Consider the following 16,238-nt stretch of genomic DNA (forward strand, 5'->3'; position numbering starts at 1 on the left):
GGCTCGGACGGCAACCCGTCAGGACCAGGCGCGACGCAGGGCGACCCCGGCCTCCAACTCCAGCAGCTTCACCTTCCGGTCCAGGCCGCCGCCGAAACCGACAAGCTTGCCGCCGGCGCCGACGATCCGGTGGCACGGCACGAGCACCGGGATCGGGTTGCGGTTGCAGGCCACCCCGACCGCGCGGGCGGCACCCGGGTCGCCGAGCCGGCGGGCCACCTCGCCGTAGGTGAGCGTCTCCCCGTACGGGATGCGGGTCATCTCCCGCCAGACGCCCCGTTCGAAGTCGGACCCGCCCGGCGCGGCCAGCGGCACCGCGAACCCGGTCAGCTCGCCCGCGAAGTACGCCCGCAGCTCCGCCAACGCCTGTCGGGCCGCCTCGTCGCCCGGCTCCTCGGCGGCGGCGTCGACCCGGCCGAAGTGGGCCCGGCACACGCGGGTGCCGTCGGTGGCGACGGAGAACTCGCCGATCGGGGAGTCGAGCACGGTCCAGCGCATCCGCCCATTGTCCCCGGTGCCCGGTGAACTGCCCCACGTCGCGGTCCCGCTGAGCCCTTTGCCTGCCGGCCGACGTTGCGGGGCACCGATACCGTGCAGGCCGTGGCCACGGGGACGCTGATCTTCCTCATCATCGGCGGCGCGGGCGTAGCGGTGCTGGCGCTCGCCCTGCTCGGCGGCGAGCTGCTCCACTTCGGCAACCCGGACTTCGACGGTCCGGTGTCGGTGGAGGCGGTCGCCGGGTTCACCGGAGCGCTCGGTTTCGGCGCCGCGATCGTCAACGAGCTGGTAGGTGGGCGTACGCCCGGCATGATCGCCGTGGCCCTGGCCGGCGGCGTCGTCGCGGCCGTGCCCACCGCCTGGGCCGCGGCCCGGCTGAGCCGGGCGGCGCGCGACATGCGCACCGACCCCACCCCCACCCGCCACCACCTCGTCGGCGCGCTCGGCCTGGTGGTCACCCCCGTGCCCGCCGACGGCTACGGCGAGGTCCGCGTCCGGGTGGCCGGCCAGCCGGTCAAGCTCAACGCTCGCGCCGACCGACCGATCCCGGTCGGCGCCCAGATCTTCGTGGTCGAGGCGCTCAGCGAGACCAGCGTGCACGTCGAGACCTACTGAACCCCCCTCATAGAAACAGGACGGTCACATGCCCCTTCTCATCGCCATCGGCGGCGCGGTCCTCCTCGTCCTCGTGCTCGTGCTCTTCGTGCTCTCCCGCATCAAGGTCGCCGGGCCGAACGAGGCCTTCATCGTCACCGGCCGCAAGGGCCGCACCACGCAGACCGCCGACGGTGGCCGGTCGACCGACAACTCCGGGCAGAAGGTCGTGCTCGGCGCGTCCGTCTTCGTCCTGCCCGTGGTGCAGAAGCTCCAGTCGCTCGACCTGTCCAGCCGGCGCATCGACGTCGGCATCAAGGGCGCGGTCAGCAAGCAGGGCATCCGCGCCGACCTGCACGGCGTCGCGATCGTCAAGGTCGGCGGCACCGAGGACGCCATCCGCGCCGCCGCGCAGCGCTTCCTGCACCAGCAGGACGAGATCGAGGACTTCACCCGGGAGGTGCTGGCCGGCGCGCTGCGCTCGATCGTCGGCCGGCTCACCGTCGAGGAGGTCATCCGGGACCGGGCGGCGTTCGCCAGCGCGGTCGCCGAGGAGGCCGAGCACTCGATGACCAACCAGGGCCTCGTGCTGGACACCTTCCAGCTCCAGGACATCCTGGCCGAGGGCTCCTACCTCCAGGACCTGGGTCGGCCGGAGGCCGCCCGGGTGCTCAAGGACGCGGCCATCGCCGAGGCGCGGGCCCGGCAGCAGGCCGAGCAGGAGCGGCTGCTCGCCGAGGAGGCCATCGCCGAGGCCAACCGGAACCTGTCGCTGAAGCAGGCCGCCATCCAGGCGGAGATCGACGCGGCCAAGGCGAAGTCCGCCGCCGCCGGGCCGCTGGCCCAGGCCGAGCGGGACCAGGCGATCCTCTCCGAGCAGCAGAAGGTCGCCGAGCGCAACGCCGAGCTCAAGCAGCGTCAGCTCGACACCGAGGTGCGCAAGCCGGCCGACGCCGCCCGGTACAAGGTGGAGCAGGAGGCCGAGGCGTCCCGCAACGCGGCCGTGCTGAACGCCGACGCGCAGCGCCAGGCCGTCATCGCCGCCGCCCAGGCCGCCGCCGAGCAGGCCCGGCTCACCGGTGAGGGCGAGCGGGCCCGCCGGGCCGCGCTGGCCGAGGCCAACGCCATCGAAGGCGCCAAGGAGGGTGAGGCCGAGCAGCGCCGCCGCTCCGCGATCGCCGAGGCGGTCGAGCGGGAGGGTGCGGCCGAGGCTGCGGCCATCCTGGCCAAGGGGCAGGCCGAGGCCGACGCGATGGCCCGCAAGGCCGAGGCCTTCGCGGCGTACGGCGAGGCCGCCGTGCTGGACCTGCTGGTCAAGGTGCTGCCACAGGTCGTCGAGGCGGCAAGCGCCCCGATCGGCGCGATCGACAAGATGACAGTCATCTCCACCGACGGTGCCTCGTCGCTGACCAAGTCGGTGGCGGGCAACGTGGCCCAGGGGCTCCAGCTCGGCAGCGACCTGACCGGCATCGACCTGGCCGGCCTGCTGGGGAAGCTCGGCTCGGCGGCGGCGACCACCGGCAACGGCAAGCCGCCCGTCGACGGCACGGCGGTCGAGACCCGCTGACGCGACTGCCCGGGGTTGGGCAGAACGGCGCCCGCCGAGCCGTGCTCCTGAGACGGCTCGGCGGGCGCCGACGTTCGGTGGTGCGGTGGGGCGAAGATCACCTGACGGTGGTGACCGTCCGGCGGAGGCCCGGTGGGCCGGCACCCGCCGCGCCGCCCGAGGGGCCGACACGGCGGGTGCCACAGGGGCGGTCAGACGACGTCGACGGTGAACTTCTGTGCGGTCCCGAGACCCAGGGTCGGGCTGGACCAGTCGATGGTCCGGTCCGAGATCAGCGGGTTGGCACCGGCGGTGATTGCCTGCCCGTCGACGTACGCGCGCAGATAGATGGAGCCGTCCGCGTTGTAGTCGATGAAGTCGAACACCTCTGCGGAGCCGACGGTGGTGCTCGTGGCGATCAACGGCTTCGTGCCTTCGCTCGCCGCGGTCACCAACTTGCCGTTCACCAGGGGACGCAGCGTGAAGAAGCTGCCCTCGGGGAGGAAGGCCAGCTCGTACTTCTCCCAGCCGCCGACGGCAGCGGCGCCGGCGATCAGCGGCTTCGTGCCCGCACCGTCCGCGGCGACGAACCTGCCGTTCGCCGCCGCCCTGAGGCTGACGATCGGGTTCGGTGCCTCCAGGTCGAACTTCGCCGAGGCGCCGATGGCATCGGCGCTCGCGATCAGCGGCAGCGTGCCCCCGCCGTCCGCGACGACGAACTTGCCGTTCACCACTGCCTTGAGGCTGACACTGCCATCGGTGTTGTGGACGATCTGGAACTTCTCCCACCCGCCGATGGCAGCGGCGGCGGCGATCAGCGGCTTCGTGCCCGCACCGTCTGCGGCGACGAACCTGCCGTTGGCCCGCGCCTTCAGCCCGACGTACCCGCTTCCGGCGTCGACGATGTCGAACTTCTCCCACCCGCCCATGGCAGCGGCGCTGGCGATCAGCGGCTTCGTGCCCGCACCGTCCGCGGCGACGAACCTGCCGTTGATCCGCGCCTTCAGCCCGTACGAGCTGCGGGCCACCGGCCCGGTACCGACCTGGAGGAACCGGTCCAGCGAGCGCTGCGTGTCGTGGACGGCGCCGGAGAGGCCACCGGTCACGATGCTGTCGCGCACCTGCGACGGGCTCCACGTCGGGTTCGCCGCCAACAGCAGCGCCGCGGCGCCGGCGACGTGCGGTGACGCCATCGAGGTGCCGCTCAGTGTCGCGGCGCCCGTCGTGGAGCCGATGGTGGCGGAGGTGATGCTGACGCCCGGCGCGAACGTGTCGACGCAGGCGCCGTAGTTGGAGAACCAGGCCCGCGCGTCGATCTTGTCCGTGGCGCCGACCGTGATCGCCGCCGGCACCGACGCCGGGCTCACCAGGCAGGCGTCCTCCATGGAGTTGCCCGAGGCGACCGCGTAGGTGATGCCGCTGGCGATCGAGGCGTTCACCGCGTCGTTGACCGCCTGGACGTTGCCGCCGAAACCGAGGCTCATGTTCGCCACGGCCGGCTTGACGGCGTTCGCGGTCACCCAGTTGATGCCGCTGAGCAGCTCCTCGCTCGTGCCGTAGCCCTCGCAGTCCAGGACCCGCACCGCGACCAGCTTGACGTCCTTGGCGACGCCGTACCTGGTGCCACCCACCGTGCCCGCCACGTGCGTGCCGTGCCCGTCGCAGTCACTGGCGTCCTTGGTGGAGGTGCGGTCGGACATAGCGTTGAAGCCGTAACTGGCCCGGCCGCCGAAGTCCTGGTGCGTGATGTTGATACCGGTGTCGAGGACGTACGCGGTGACGCCCGCCGCCGACGTGCCGGGGTAGGTGTAGGAGCCGTCCAGCTTCGGCGACACCTGGTCGATCCGGTCCAGGCCCCAGGATGGCGGACTGCTCTGGGTCCCGGTGGCCGAGGCCCGTACGACGGGCTCCACGTAGGCCACCTGCGGGTCCAGCGAGAGCCGCTTCACCTGACCCGCGCTGGCCTCCATCGAGTACCCACGCAGGCCGTTGGTGAAGACCTTGCGTACCTTGCCCCCGTTCTTCTGCGCGAGCGCGGACGCGGCGGCCCGGGTCTCGCTCGGTGTTGCCTTGCCGTCCTTGAGGACGACGATGTAGCGGCCCGGTACGACCTCGCCGGGTTCGGCACCCCGCACGGGCGCCCGGGTCGGCTCGGCGGGCTCGGCCATCGCCGCGCCACCCGAACCAGCGACGGCGACGGCCGTCGCGGAGGCGAGAAGCAGGCCCGCCACCGCTGAGCGGCGCGCTACGCCACGACGTCTCACAAATGACTCCCCGTTGATTCGAAGGACCGTCCGCTGTGGATGCGAGACCGGTCGCACGGCCAGCCTCTGCCGGAATCGGAGGGCTGGATAATTCCGCCCCATCATCAGTAATGATCAGTGGCTGTCGCGTCAGCCATTCGGTCGATACGTCGGCGTTCCGTACTCGCGCCGTGAAGGGGTACGCCCCGCCGTCGGAGAACGCCGGCCGGCATCGGCACCGGTCTGCGCTACAGGCCCCTGTCGCGGGCCCAGCGCAGCAGTTCCGCCTCGGCCTCGTCGCGGTCCAGCGGGCCGCGCTCCAGGCGCAGCTCCTTGAGGTGTTTCCAGGCCTGTCCGACGACGGGCCCCGGCGGCACGCCCAGCAGTTCCATGATGGCGTTGCCGTCCAGGTCGGGCCGGACCCGCGCCAGGTCCTCGTCGGCGGCGATCCGGGCGATCCGCTCCTCCAGCGCGTCGTAGTCGGCCGCGAGCTGGGCCGCCTTGCGGCGGTTGCGGGTGGTGCAGTCCGACCGGGTCAGCTTGTGCAGGCGCGGCAGCAGGTCACCGGCGTCGGCGACGTAGCGGCGCACCGCCGAGTCGGTCCACTCGCCCCGGCCGTAGCCGTAGAAGCGCAGGTGCAGCGCCACCAGCGCGGTCACCTTGGCGGTGGTCTCCTTCGGGTAGCGCAGCGCCTTCATCCGGGCCTTGGTGAGCCGGGCGCCGACCACCTCGTGGTGGTGGAAGCTGACCCGGCCGTCCGAGCCCACCGCCTTCGTCGCCGGCTTACCGACGTCGTGCATCAGCGCGGCCATCCGCAGGACGAAGTCCGGCCCCTCGGTCTCGTACGAGACGGCGTTGCTCACCACGGTCAGGGTGTGCTCGTAGACGTCCTTGTGCTGGGCGTGCTCGTCGATCTCCAGCTTGAGCCCGGTCAGCTCCGGCAGGAAGCGCTCGGCGAGCCCGGTGTCGACCAGCAGCCGCAGCCCGGTGATCGGGTCCGCGCCGCAGAGCAGCTTGGTGAACTCCTCGCGGATCCGTTCGGCCGTGATCCGGTCCAGGTCGCCGGCCATCCTGGTCATCGCCGCGTACGCGTCGGGGTGCACCGCGAAGCGCAGCTGCGCGGCGAAGCGGGCCGCGCGCAGCATCCGCAGCGGGTCGTCGCCGAAGGACTCCGCCGGGGTGCCCGGGGTGCGGATCACCTTGGCGGCGAGGTCGTCCAGTCCGCCGTGCGGGTCGGTGAACCGGTGCTCGGGCAGGCTGACCGCCATCGCGTTGATGGTGAAGTCGCGCCGCCGCAGGTCCTCGGCGAGGTCGGTGCCGTACTCGACGACCGGGTTGCGGCTGACCTGGTCGTAGGACTCGGCACGGAAGGTGGTGATCTCCAGCCGTAGGCCGTCGCGCTGGCACCCGATGGTGCCGAACTCCCGGCCGGTCTCCCAGATCGACTCGGCCCAGCCGCGCACGATGCGCAGGGTCTCGTCGGGGTGCGCGTCGGTGCAGAAGTCGAGGTCGTCGCCGAGGCGGCCGAGCAGGGCGTCGCGTACCGAACCGCCCACCAGGTGCAGCTCGTGGCCGGCCCGCGCGAACCGGCGGCCCAACTCGTCGGCGACCGGGGAGACCCGGAGCAGTTCGGCGACGGCGTTGCGCTGCGCGGCGGTGAGTTCGCGGCGGTCGGCGGCGTGGGGAGCGGAGGCTTCGGACATGGGAGCGCCAGACTATCGGTCCCGGCGAGGATGCGGTCCGCCGGGCGCGGGTAACGGGTGGCCGTTGACTATCGTCTGTGACGTGCGGGCCGTGGCCCGGCTCCGACGTACCTCTCTGCCTTGGAGGCGACAAGATGAGCGGCGGTCTCTACCGCAGCGCGAACGCCGCCCAGGGCGGCGCCGCGCCTGGCCGGCCGTCGGACGGCGCCACGTTCATCTCCGCCGAGCCGCTCAACCAGCCGGCCATGGAGTCGACGGCGCCGCCGCAGGAGCAGGTGGCCGAGGCCAGCGCCGCGGCCAACAGCGCGGTGATGGCCATGGGCAGCCTGGTCAGCCGCGGTACGGGCTTCCTGCGCAACCTGGTGATCGCGGCGGCGCTCGGCGGCGCGCTGGTCGGTGACGCGTACACCACCGCGCAGATCCTGCCCGGGATGGTCTACGAGTTCCTGCTCGGCGGCGTACTCACCAGCGTGCTGATCCCGGTGCTCGTACGGCGGCGCAAGTCGGACGCGGACGGCGGCCAGGCGTACGCCCAGCGGCTGCTCACCCTGGCGGTCCTCGCCCTCGGCGTGGCGGCCCTGCTCGCGGTCGGGTTCGCCTCGACGCTGACCTGGCTCTACGGCAGCGGCGAGTCGACCGACGGCTATTCGGGCCTGGTCACGGCGCTGGCCCGCCTGATGCTGCCGATGATCTTCTTCTCCGGGTTGAGCGCGCTGATCAGCGCGGTGCTCAACACGCGGGGTCACTTCGCCGCCCCGATGTGGGCGCCGATCCTGAACAACCTGGTGGTGATCGCCACCGCCGGCCTCTACATCGCGATCTTCGGCGCGGACATCATCAAGCCGGAGGAGATGACGACGGGGCGGATCCTGCTGATCGGCGGCGGCACCCTGCTCGGCGTCGCCATCCAGGCCGCCGGCCTGCTGCCGGCGCTGCGCAAGGTCGGCTTCCGGTGGAAGCTGCGCTTCGACTTCCGCGAGCTGGGCCTGCGCGAGCTGGGCCGGCTCGGGGCGTGGATGTTCTGCTACGTCGCGGTCAGCCAGATCGGCCTGATCGTGCTGTTCAACCTGCTGAACCGGGCGGGCAGGGAGAACGCCGCCGGCCCGCTGATCTACAACAACGTCTTCCTGCTGCTGATGACGGCGCACGGCATCATCGCCGTCTCGATCATCACCGCGCTGATGCCCCGGATGAGCGCCGCCGCCGCCGACGGCCGGTACGCGGACGTGGCCGCCGACCTGTCCCGGGGCACCCGTACGGTCACCGCGGTGCTCGCCCCGATCGCGGTCTGCTACGCCGTGCTCGCCTCCCCGATCTCGTTCACGCTGTTCCGCTGGGGCGCCTTCGACGAGGGCAACGCCACCGCCACCTCGGTGGTGCTGCTGGCCGCCGCGCTCGCCCTGGTGCCGTTCGCTGTCAGCCAGCTCTTCACGTTCGCCTTCTACGCCCTGCCGGACACCCGCACCCCGGCGCTGATCAACATTCCGGTGGTGGCGCTGCGCATCGGGGTACAGATCGTGCTCTTCGCGGTCTTCTCGGCGAGCTTCGCCGGCGCCGGCATGATGATCGGCAACGCCGTCTCCTACCTGGCCGCCGCGATCGCCTCCGCCTGGCTGCTACGTCCCCGGGTGGGTCGGATCGGCCTCGGCGAGATCATGCGCACCAGCGCGCGGGTCGCGGTCGCGGCCCTCGGCGCGGCGGTGGTCGGCCTGATCGTGGTCAAGCTGCTGCCCGGCGACGACACGCCGAGCCGCTTGGAGGCCGTCGTCCAGCTCGTGGTCGGTGGCGCGGTGATCGGCGGGACGTACCTCGGGCTGGCCATGGTCCTGCGGATCGGCGAGATCACCGAGGTCGTGGGCATGGTCCGCCGCCGGCTGGGCCGCTGACCGAAACCCGTCTCTCGGGGGCGGGCGACACGCTGCGGGCGGACTGCACTCTCTGTGAACGAGGATCACCAGCCTGGGGATGCGCCTGTGGATAACTCCGTGATGTGCCGCTCAGACACCGAAAGGGCCTGTGGATAACCAGCCGTACGGCTGAGCATGGCGGTCCGGTCGGGGGGAACCCGGCTGCGTCGGCGCGATCGCCGCAACGGCCGGCCCCCTCCCTGCGGGTGCTTGCGGCCAACCTCTAGATTGGCCAGTACATGTGCCAGCAACGTGGCTGACAGCGGGAGCAACCGGACAAGTCGGTCGCGTGCCGGCAGCTCGGCCCGGGAGCGGCGCGAAGATGACATGTCGGGGAGACGGCCAACCCGGGTAAGGTCGCTCTCGACGGGTACGGCAGGCGCCGACGCTCCGCGTCGACACCGGTCGGCCGGTTCCTTCGAAGGCAGAGCGGGAAGCCACATGCCCAGCAGCGCGGGTCCATCGATCGACACGATCACCGAGGGAGGACGGGTGACCCAGGTCGGCGAAGGTCAGGAGGCGGAGGAGAGCGCTCCTCAGGTCATGACCTTCGGTGCTCCCACGGCCGGTGAGATCCTCGCCGAGCGTTACGAGCTGGTCGAGCACATCAACAACGACAGCGCGGGCCGGCTGGTCTGGCGCGGGGTCGACGTCATCCTGCGCCGTCCCGTCGCGGTCGTGCTGCGCTACCCGGGTGGCGACTCGGCCACCGAGATGCTCCAGGGCGCCGTCGCGGCCAGCCGCGTCATCCACCCCAACCTGGTCGGCGTCTACGACGCGATCGACGAGGCCGAGCGGGCGTACGTGGTGCGGGAGTGGGTCGACGGGCAGTCGCTGCGCGAGCTGGTCACCGACGGGCCACTGGACCCGGCGCGCGCCACCACCATCGGCAACGCGGTCGCCAGCGCCCTCGCCGCCGTGCACGCCACCGGCATGGTGCACGGCAACGTCCACCCCGGCACGGTGATGATCAGTGACGACGGCCGGGTGGTGCTGGCCGACGCGCGCACCGACGGCGCCGACAGCCAGCAGAGCGACGTCCGCGCGATCGGCGGGGTCCTCTACTTCGCCCTGACCGGGCACTGGCCGCACGCCGAGGCCCCGCTGCGTGGCGCCACCGCCGGCCACGGCCGGGCCGCCATCCCCGACGCCGTACGCGACGCGGCCGGCGCGCTCGCCGCCCCCCGGCAGGTGCGGGCGGGCGTGCCGGCGTACCTCGACGACCTCACCATGGATCTCCTCGACGCCGAGATCGAGCCGCCCTCGTCGGACGTGCTCGCGGCCGAGCTGGCCCGGCTGGACGTGCCGGCCGACGAGCAGTTCCTCGACAGCGCCGGCCCGCTGCGCTTCGCGGCCGACACCGGCGAGGAGCCGTCGCCGCTCGCCGCCGCCGGCGGACGCAAGGTCGCGATCGGCATCGCCAGCCTGCTGGCGGTCGCCCTCGTCGGCCTGCTGATCGGCATCACCGCCCTCGGCGGCGGTGACGACGACCCACAGACCAACCCGGTCGCGGCGCCCTCGTCGAACGCGCCCGCCGGCGACGCCACCCCGGCCGCCGTCACGGCCGGGCCGCTGAAGATCAGCACCGCCCGGATCATCGACCCGGAGGGCGACCGGACCGAGGTCCGCAACGCCGACAAGGTGCACGACGGGGACGAGGACGAGGGCTGGGAGACCCAGACCTACCGGAACCGCGCCAACTTCGGCAACCTCAAGAAGGGCATGGGCGTCTGGATCGACCTCGGCGGCGAGCACACGGTCAAGTCCGTGCAGGTGCTCCTGTCCGCGCGGGGCGCCTCCGCCCAGCTCTACGCCGGCACCACCGACCGGCCGTCGTCGTCCTCCGGTGATGCCCAGCTCTTCGCGGACTACAGGAAGACCGCGATCGGGCAGCCGTTCGAGGAGCACGAGGGCACCAAGATGACCTTCAACGGCTTCAACGCCGACCAGAAGTACCGCTACCTGCTGTTCTGGATCACCGAGCTGCCGTCGAGCGACGGCGGCTACAAGCTCGGCGTCCAGGAGATCACGGTCCAGGGGTCGTGAGGCGGCCACCGCGCTCCGGGCACCGCATCCGCCGGACGTGGTGATGGGCGTACGCGGGGAACGGGTGACCGGTGGGCCGGCGGGTCCGCCGGTCTCGTCGTCGGTGCCGCTGTCCGGGCCGGCGGACCTCGATCTCCTGCACGCCCACGTGGCCGGCGACCCGCACGCCTTCGCCGAGCTCTTCCACCGGCACCGGGACCGGCTCTGGGCGGTGGCCCTGCGCACGCTCGGCGACCGCGAGGAGGCCGCCGACGCCCTCCAGGACGCCCTGCTCTCCGCCCACCGCGCCGCCGGGCGGTTCCGGGGCGACTCGGCGGTCACCACCTGGCTGCACCGGATCGTGGTGAACGCGTGCCTGGACCGGATCCGCCGCCGCCAGGCGCACCCGACGGTGCCGCTGCCGGACGGCGTCCGGGAGACCGACTCCGGCACCGGGGGCGTCGAGCCGGCGGCACCCGTACAGGACCACGACACGGCGCTCGTGGTCCGGCAGGCGCTCGCCGAACTGCCGGCCGAGCAGCGGGCGGCGCTGATCCTGGTCGACGTGCAGGGCTACCCCGTGGCCGAGGTGGCCCGGATCCTCGACGTGGCCGAGGGGACGGTCAAGAGCCGGTGCGCCCGGGGCCGGGCCCGCCTGGCGACACAGCTCGGACATCTGCGCCCCACCAGGCAGAAGCCGGAGCCGCAGGCCACCCCGCAACGGGCGGAGCCGGCCCCGGCGACGGGCCCGAACGTGCCGGCCGTCACCCGAGGGAACCCGCGGTCGCCCGAGGGCGTCCGATCGGGGTCGGGACGGTCCCGGCGGGATCTCCACCAGGAGGACGCGTGACTGCCGGGGGGTACAGGGAGGTCGACCACGACCTGCTCGCCGACTACCTCGGCGGGGCGCTGGACGGCACCCCGGACGAGGATCTCGTCGCCCGACTGGTCGACGAGGACCCCGGCTGGGCGCAGGCGTACGCGCTGCTGGCCCCGGCCGTGGCGGACGTCCATGCGGACCTGGCCACCTGGGGCGCGTCCGCACCTGAAATGCCGGCCGACGTCACCGACCGGATCGTTGCCGCCCTGGCCCACGCCACGGCGTCCGACCCCGGCACCGCAGCAGACCTCGGCACCGCGTCCAGCCATGCCACCGCGGACTCCGCCGGGCCGGGCCGATCCGAGCCGGACCGCTCGGGGCCGGGCCGGGCCGAGCCGGGCGGCCGGAGGGCGGGGGACGACGCGACGCCCGCCGAGGAACGGTCGGCGGAGGGTCGACCGACGGTCAGAACGGGCATCGGGGCGGTGCCGGCACAGCCGCTCGGCGGGTCCGGGAGACGTCCTGCCGGCGTACCCCGGTCGGAGCCGGGTCGCGGCGGGGCCACCGGGCCCGGGCGACGACGGCGCCGCTGGTCCCGGCTGGCCGGGCCGGTCGCGCTGGCCGCCGTGTCGATCGCGGCGGTCGGGCTCGGCGTCGACCAGCTCACCAGGGACCAGCAGACGGGCGGCGCCGCGGACACGGCGTTGCCCGCGACGAACCGTGAGGGCGCCGCCCCCGCCGCCACGCCCTTCCGGATCGCCGGCGAGCCGTCGGTGCGCAGCGGAACGGACTACACGCCGGAGTCCCTGGCCGCCCTTGCGTCGTCGCCGAAGGCACGGCCGTTCACCGGCGGCCCGCCCGGGGAGCAGCCCGGCGTCCAGGCGGAGGGCGGGCGGCTGCCCGGCTCCGTCGCCGGGCTCGACCGGCTCACCGACCCCGCCGCGCTGGGCGCCTGCATCGGCGAGATCAAGGCCGAGCACGGCAACGGTCCGCTGGTGGTAGACGTGGTCGACTACGCCCGGTTCCAGGGTCGCCCGGCGCTGATCGTGCGCTTCACCGACGCCACGGGAGCACACTGGGCCTGGGCGAGCGGCCCTGAATGCGGTGTGCCCGGGTCCGGCTCGGACAGCCGCTACCGCACGCGGGTAGGGTGAATTCGCGGTCACCGGCCGTTTGGCCGTCCACGTGACCTGACCCACCGGATGACCGGCTCGGGAATCCCCGGTTCGTACGATGACGTTCTGCACATCGAAGTGCCGGCACCGAGCGGCGTCGGCATCGGATCGGCATCGGTGCGCGCCGATGGCGAACAACACAATCGGGAGACGGCAGTGGACGAGGTCCGCAACCTGATCATCATCGGCTCCGGGCCAGCCGGTTACACGGCGGCGGTCTACGCGGCGCGCGCCAACCTCAAGCCGCTCATCATCGAGGGCGTGCAGTCCGGCGGCGCGCTGATGACCACTACCGAGGTGGAGAACTTCCCCGGTTTCGCCGACGGCATCCTCGGCCCCGAGCTGATGGACAACATGCGCAAGCAGGCCGAGCGGTTCGGCGCGGAGTTCCTCACCGACGACGTGACGCGGGTCGAGCTGAAGGACACCGGCAGCGTGGGTTCCGACGCCGTCAGCACCGTCTGGGTGGGCCAGACCGCGTACCGGGCGCGGGCGGTCATCCTCTCCACCGGCTCCGCGTGGCGTCCGCTCGGCGTGCCCGGCGAGCAGGAGTACCTGGGCCACGGCGTCTCGTCCTGCGCGACCTGTGACGGCTTCTTCTTCCGCAACCAGCACATCGTGGTCGTGGGCGGCGGTGACTCGGCGATGGAGGAGGCCAGCTTCCTCACCCGGTTCGCCGAATCGGTCACCATCATCCACCGCCGGGACTCCTTCCGGGCCAGCAAGATCATGGCCGAGCGGGCACTGAGCAACGACAAGATCAAGGTCGAGTGGAACACCACGGTCGAGGAGATCCTCGGCGACGACGGCAAGGTCTCCGGGGTGCGGGTACGCAACACGCACACCGGCGAGTCCAAGGTCCTCGACGTCACCGGCGTCTTCGTGGCCATCGGTCACGACCCGCGCAGCGAGCTCTTCCGGGGGCAGGTGGAGCTCGACGACGAGGGCTACGTGAAGGTCCAGGCGCCCAGCACCCGGACCAGCGTGCCCGGTGTCTTCGCCGCCGGAGACCTGGTGGACCACACGTACCGGCAGGCGATCACCGCCGCGGGCACCGGCTGCGCCGCCGCGCTGGACGCCGAGCGCTTCATCGCCACGCTGCAGGGCTGAACAACCGAAACACATCCCGGAGGAGGGTCATAGTGGGAGCAACGAAGTCGGTCACCGACGCGAGTTTCGCCGCCGACGTGCTGAAGTCCGACAAGCCAGTTCTGGTGGACTTCTGGGCCGAGTGGTGCGGCCCGTGCCGCAAGGTGTCGCCGCTGCTGGAGGAGATCGCCGGCGAGATGGGCGACCAGGTCACCATCGTCAAGCTCAACATCGACGAGAACCCGGAGACCGCCCGCGCCTACCGGGTGATGTCGGTCCCCACCCTCACCGTCTTCAAGAACGGCGAGCCGGTGCAGTCGATCGCCGGCGCCAAGCCGAAGGGCGAGCTCGTCAGGCTCATCGAATCGGCGCTCTGAGCAGCACCGACGCGCGTCGACCCCGTACCCGGTCCGCCGGGCACGGGGTCGACGCGTTTTTCCCGACGTGGGGCATCCGGAGGCCCCGGAACGCATAGCCTCAAGCGGGGGCCGCCCGGCCAGCAACCGTCCGTGCAGAGGGGGTCGTGCGTGCGTCCGATCCGACCCGGTGACCGTGGACCCGCGGTGACCGAGATCCGTACGGTGCTGACCGGCCTCGACCTGCTCGTCCCGACGGCACCGGGCGCGGACGAGTTCGACACGCACACCGAACGGGCCGTGCGGGCCTTCCAGCAGTCGCGTGGGCTCAGCGTGGACGGCCGGGTCGGTGCGGAGACCTGGCGGGCCCTGGACGCCGCCCGCTGGCGGCTGGGCGCCCGCACGCTCTACCACGCGGTCCCGGAGCCGCTCACCGGTGAGGACGTCCGCTCGCTCCAGGAGCGGCTGCTGGAGATGGGGTACGACGTAGGGCGCGCGGACGCCATCTACGGCGTACGGACCTCCCGGGCGGTCGCCCAGTTCCAGCGCGAGGTCGGGCTGACGCCCGACGGCTCGTGCGGTCCGCACACCATGGACGCGCTGCGCCGGCTCGGCCGCAAGGTCGTCGGCGGGCGGCCGCAGTGGCTGCGCGAGTCCGACGCCATCCGGCAGTCCGGCCCGGCGCTGGTGGGCCGGACCGTCGTCATCGACCCCGGGCACGGGGGCACCGACCCGGGCGTGGTGGTGCCGGACGGGTCGCTGCGGTGGACCGAGGCGGACCTCGTGTACGACCTGGCCAGCCGGTTGGAGGGCAGGCTCGCCGCCGCCGGCGTCCGGGTGCAGCTCACCCGTGGGCCGGCCCAGGAGGACTGCCTGCCGGACGTCGACCGGGCGGAGCTGGCCAACTCGCTCGGCGCCGACGTGTTCATCTCGCTGCACGTCGACGAGCACGCCAACCCGGCGGCCGAGGGGGTGGCGACCTACCACTACGGCACCGACAACGGGGTGACCTCGGCGACCGGCGAGCGGCTGGCCGGGCTGGTGCAGCGGGAGATCGTCGCCCGCACCGGGCTGCGCGACTGCCGTACGCACGCGAAGGCGTGGGACCTGCTCCGGCTGACCCGGATGCCGGCCGTACGCGTCGAGGTCGGCTACCTCACCTCGCCCACCGACCGGGCCCGACTGGTCGACCCCCGGTTCCGGGACAGGGTGGTGGAGGCCGTCGTCGCCGCCGTGCAGCGCATGTACTTCCCCGTCGAGCGCGACGTCCCCACCGGCTCGATCGACGTGAGCGCGCTGCGGGCGGTGGTGGCCGCCGGCACGGTCGTCGACTGAGCCGCCTGCCGACTCCCGACCGGGCTCCGCCGCCGCGCCGGGGTGGGATCAGCCGGCGGTCGAGCGGGTGGCCGGGGCCGGACGGACCGGGCGGAGCAGCGTCTCGGGGCTCATCGAGCCGAGCAGCTTCTCCAGCGCGTACTCGACGTCGGACTTCCAGCTCAACGCGGTACGCAACTCCAGCCGCAGGCGGGGGTAACGCGGGTGCGGGCGGACCGTCTTGAAGCCCACGGAGAGGAAGAAGTCGGCCGGGGCGACGCAGGCGCCGGCGGGGTCGGCCGCGTCGCCGAACTTGGCGTCGCCGAAGGCCTCGATCGCCTTGATGCCGCGCTTGGTGAGGTCCCGGGCGACGCCCTGGACCAGCATCCGGCCCAGCCCGCCGCCGGCGAAGGCGGGCACCACGTTGGCCGTCATCAGCAGCGCGGCGTCGGCGGAGACCGGGGAGGTGGGGAAGGCCATCGAGCGGGGCACGTAGGCCGGCGGGGCGTACAGGACGAAGCCGGCCGGCATGCCGTCGACGTAGACGAGCTTGCCGCAGGAGCCCCACTCCAGCAGCGTCTGCGAGACCCAGGCCTCCTTCTCCAGCCCCGGGTCGCCCGCGGCACAGGCCCGGTCCGCCGAGACCGGATCAAGCTCCCAGTAGACGCACTGCCGGCACGGGCGGGGCAGGTCCTCCAGGGTGTCGAGGGTCAAGCTGACCAGACGTCGCGACATTGGTGTATCCCCACATTAGGCTCGGAGGTGAGACCGGCACGGAACGACGACACCGCCTACCTGCCCCCGACGAGCGATCGTACGCCGCAAACGGACGCCGCGGGAGGGGACGCGCGAATGCCTCTCCTTCCGGGGCGCCGGCCGGGGTCCGCGATGTGGACGCCGGTCACTCAGCGGTTACACCCCTGGCAGATGGCGACTAGGATCGACACTCGGCGCCCCGCGTCGCCATG

13 protein-coding genes are annotated in these 16,238 nt (G+C 72.7%); 9 read left to right on the plus strand and 4 right to left on the minus strand.

The window, feature by feature from the left end:
- Positions 1-18: 18 nt before the first annotated feature.
- On the minus strand, positions 19-498 hold the full coding sequence (locus tag ACN27A_RS21705; RefSeq protein ID WP_421456368.1) for a methylated-DNA--[protein]-cysteine S-methyltransferase: 480 nt from the start codon (positions 496-498) through the stop codon (positions 19-21).
- Positions 499-591: 93 nt separating this feature from the next.
- On the opposite strand from ACN27A_RS21705, the gene ACN27A_RS21710 reads away from it, so the two are divergent.
- Together ACN27A_RS21710 and ACN27A_RS21715 are read left to right on the plus strand one after the other, a co-directional pair.
- Positions 592-1,113 carry a hypothetical protein gene (locus ACN27A_RS21710; protein ID WP_225852283.1) on the plus strand — a complete coding sequence of 174 codons (522 nt, stop codon included), beginning with the start codon at positions 592-594 and terminating at the stop codon, positions 1,111-1,113.
- 28 nt (positions 1,114-1,141) lie between these two features.
- A complete protein-coding gene (locus ACN27A_RS21715; protein ID WP_101413437.1) occupies positions 1,142-2,659 on the plus strand; it encodes a flotillin family protein in 1,518 nt (505 codons plus the stop codon).
- Between the two features lie 191 nt (positions 2,660-2,850).
- On the opposite strand, the gene ACN27A_RS21720 is transcribed toward ACN27A_RS21715, so the two are convergent.
- Together ACN27A_RS21720 and ACN27A_RS21725 are read right to left on the minus strand one after the other, a co-directional pair.
- The gene (locus ACN27A_RS21720) at positions 2,851-4,869 is read right to left on the minus strand and encodes a S8 family serine peptidase (protein ID WP_421456371.1); all 2,019 of its coding nucleotides are present in this window, start codon (positions 4,867-4,869) and stop codon (positions 2,851-2,853) included.
- Positions 4,870-5,129: 260 nt separating this feature from the next.
- The gene (locus tag ACN27A_RS21725; protein ID WP_421456374.1) at positions 5,130-6,584 is read right to left on the minus strand and encodes a CCA tRNA nucleotidyltransferase; all 1,455 of its coding nucleotides are present in this window, start codon (positions 6,582-6,584) and stop codon (positions 5,130-5,132) included.
- Positions 6,585-6,718: 134 nt separating this feature from the next.
- On the opposite strand from ACN27A_RS21725, the gene murJ reads away from it, so the two are divergent.
- The 7 genes from murJ (at position 6,719) to ACN27A_RS21760 (ending at position 15,291) form a co-directional block, all read left to right on the plus strand.
- Complete coding sequence (gene murJ, locus ACN27A_RS21730; RefSeq protein WP_421456377.1) at positions 6,719-8,470, plus strand: murein biosynthesis integral membrane protein MurJ; 1,752 nt, start codon at positions 6,719-6,721, stop codon at positions 8,468-8,470.
- Positions 8,471-8,932: 462 nt separating this feature from the next.
- Entirely contained in the window at positions 8,933-10,537 is a 1,605-nt protein-coding gene (locus ACN27A_RS21735) for a protein kinase family protein (protein ID WP_421456380.1), read from the plus strand.
- Between the two features lie 43 nt (positions 10,538-10,580).
- A complete protein-coding gene (gene sigM, locus ACN27A_RS21740) occupies positions 10,581-11,366 on the plus strand; it encodes an RNA polymerase sigma factor SigM (protein ID WP_421456383.1) in 786 nt (261 codons plus the stop codon).
- Entirely contained in the window at positions 11,363-12,490 is a 1,128-nt protein-coding gene (locus ACN27A_RS21745) for a hypothetical protein (protein WP_421456385.1), read from the plus strand. The genes sigM and ACN27A_RS21745 overlap by 4 nt, the downstream gene beginning before the upstream one ends.
- A 177-nt stretch (positions 12,491-12,667) precedes the next feature.
- Positions 12,668-13,621, plus strand: coding sequence for a thioredoxin-disulfide reductase (trxB, locus tag ACN27A_RS21750; RefSeq protein ID WP_357580831.1), 954 nt, complete (start codon positions 12,668-12,670; stop codon positions 13,619-13,621).
- Positions 13,622-13,653: 32 nt separating this feature from the next.
- Positions 13,654-13,977, plus strand: a complete 324-nt coding sequence (trxA, locus tag ACN27A_RS21755; protein ID WP_132235478.1) for a thioredoxin — start codon at positions 13,654-13,656, stop codon at positions 13,975-13,977.
- Between the two features lie 150 nt (positions 13,978-14,127).
- The gene (locus tag ACN27A_RS21760; protein ID WP_421456389.1) at positions 14,128-15,291 is read left to right on the plus strand and encodes an N-acetylmuramoyl-L-alanine amidase; all 1,164 of its coding nucleotides are present in this window, start codon (positions 14,128-14,130) and stop codon (positions 15,289-15,291) included.
- 48 nt (positions 15,292-15,339) lie between these two features.
- Here ACN27A_RS21760 and ACN27A_RS21765 read toward each other — a convergent pair whose 3' ends face one another.
- Positions 15,340-16,005, minus strand: a complete 666-nt coding sequence (locus tag ACN27A_RS21765) for a GNAT family N-acetyltransferase (protein WP_101413445.1) — start codon at positions 16,003-16,005, stop codon at positions 15,340-15,342.
- Positions 16,006-16,238 lie beyond the last annotated feature (233 nt).

The sequence above is a fragment of the Micromonospora sp. WMMD737 genome, from assembly GCF_049179055.1.
In the GTDB taxonomy this organism is placed as follows: Bacteria; Actinomycetota; Actinomycetes; order Mycobacteriales; family Micromonosporaceae; genus Micromonospora; species Micromonospora reichwaldensis.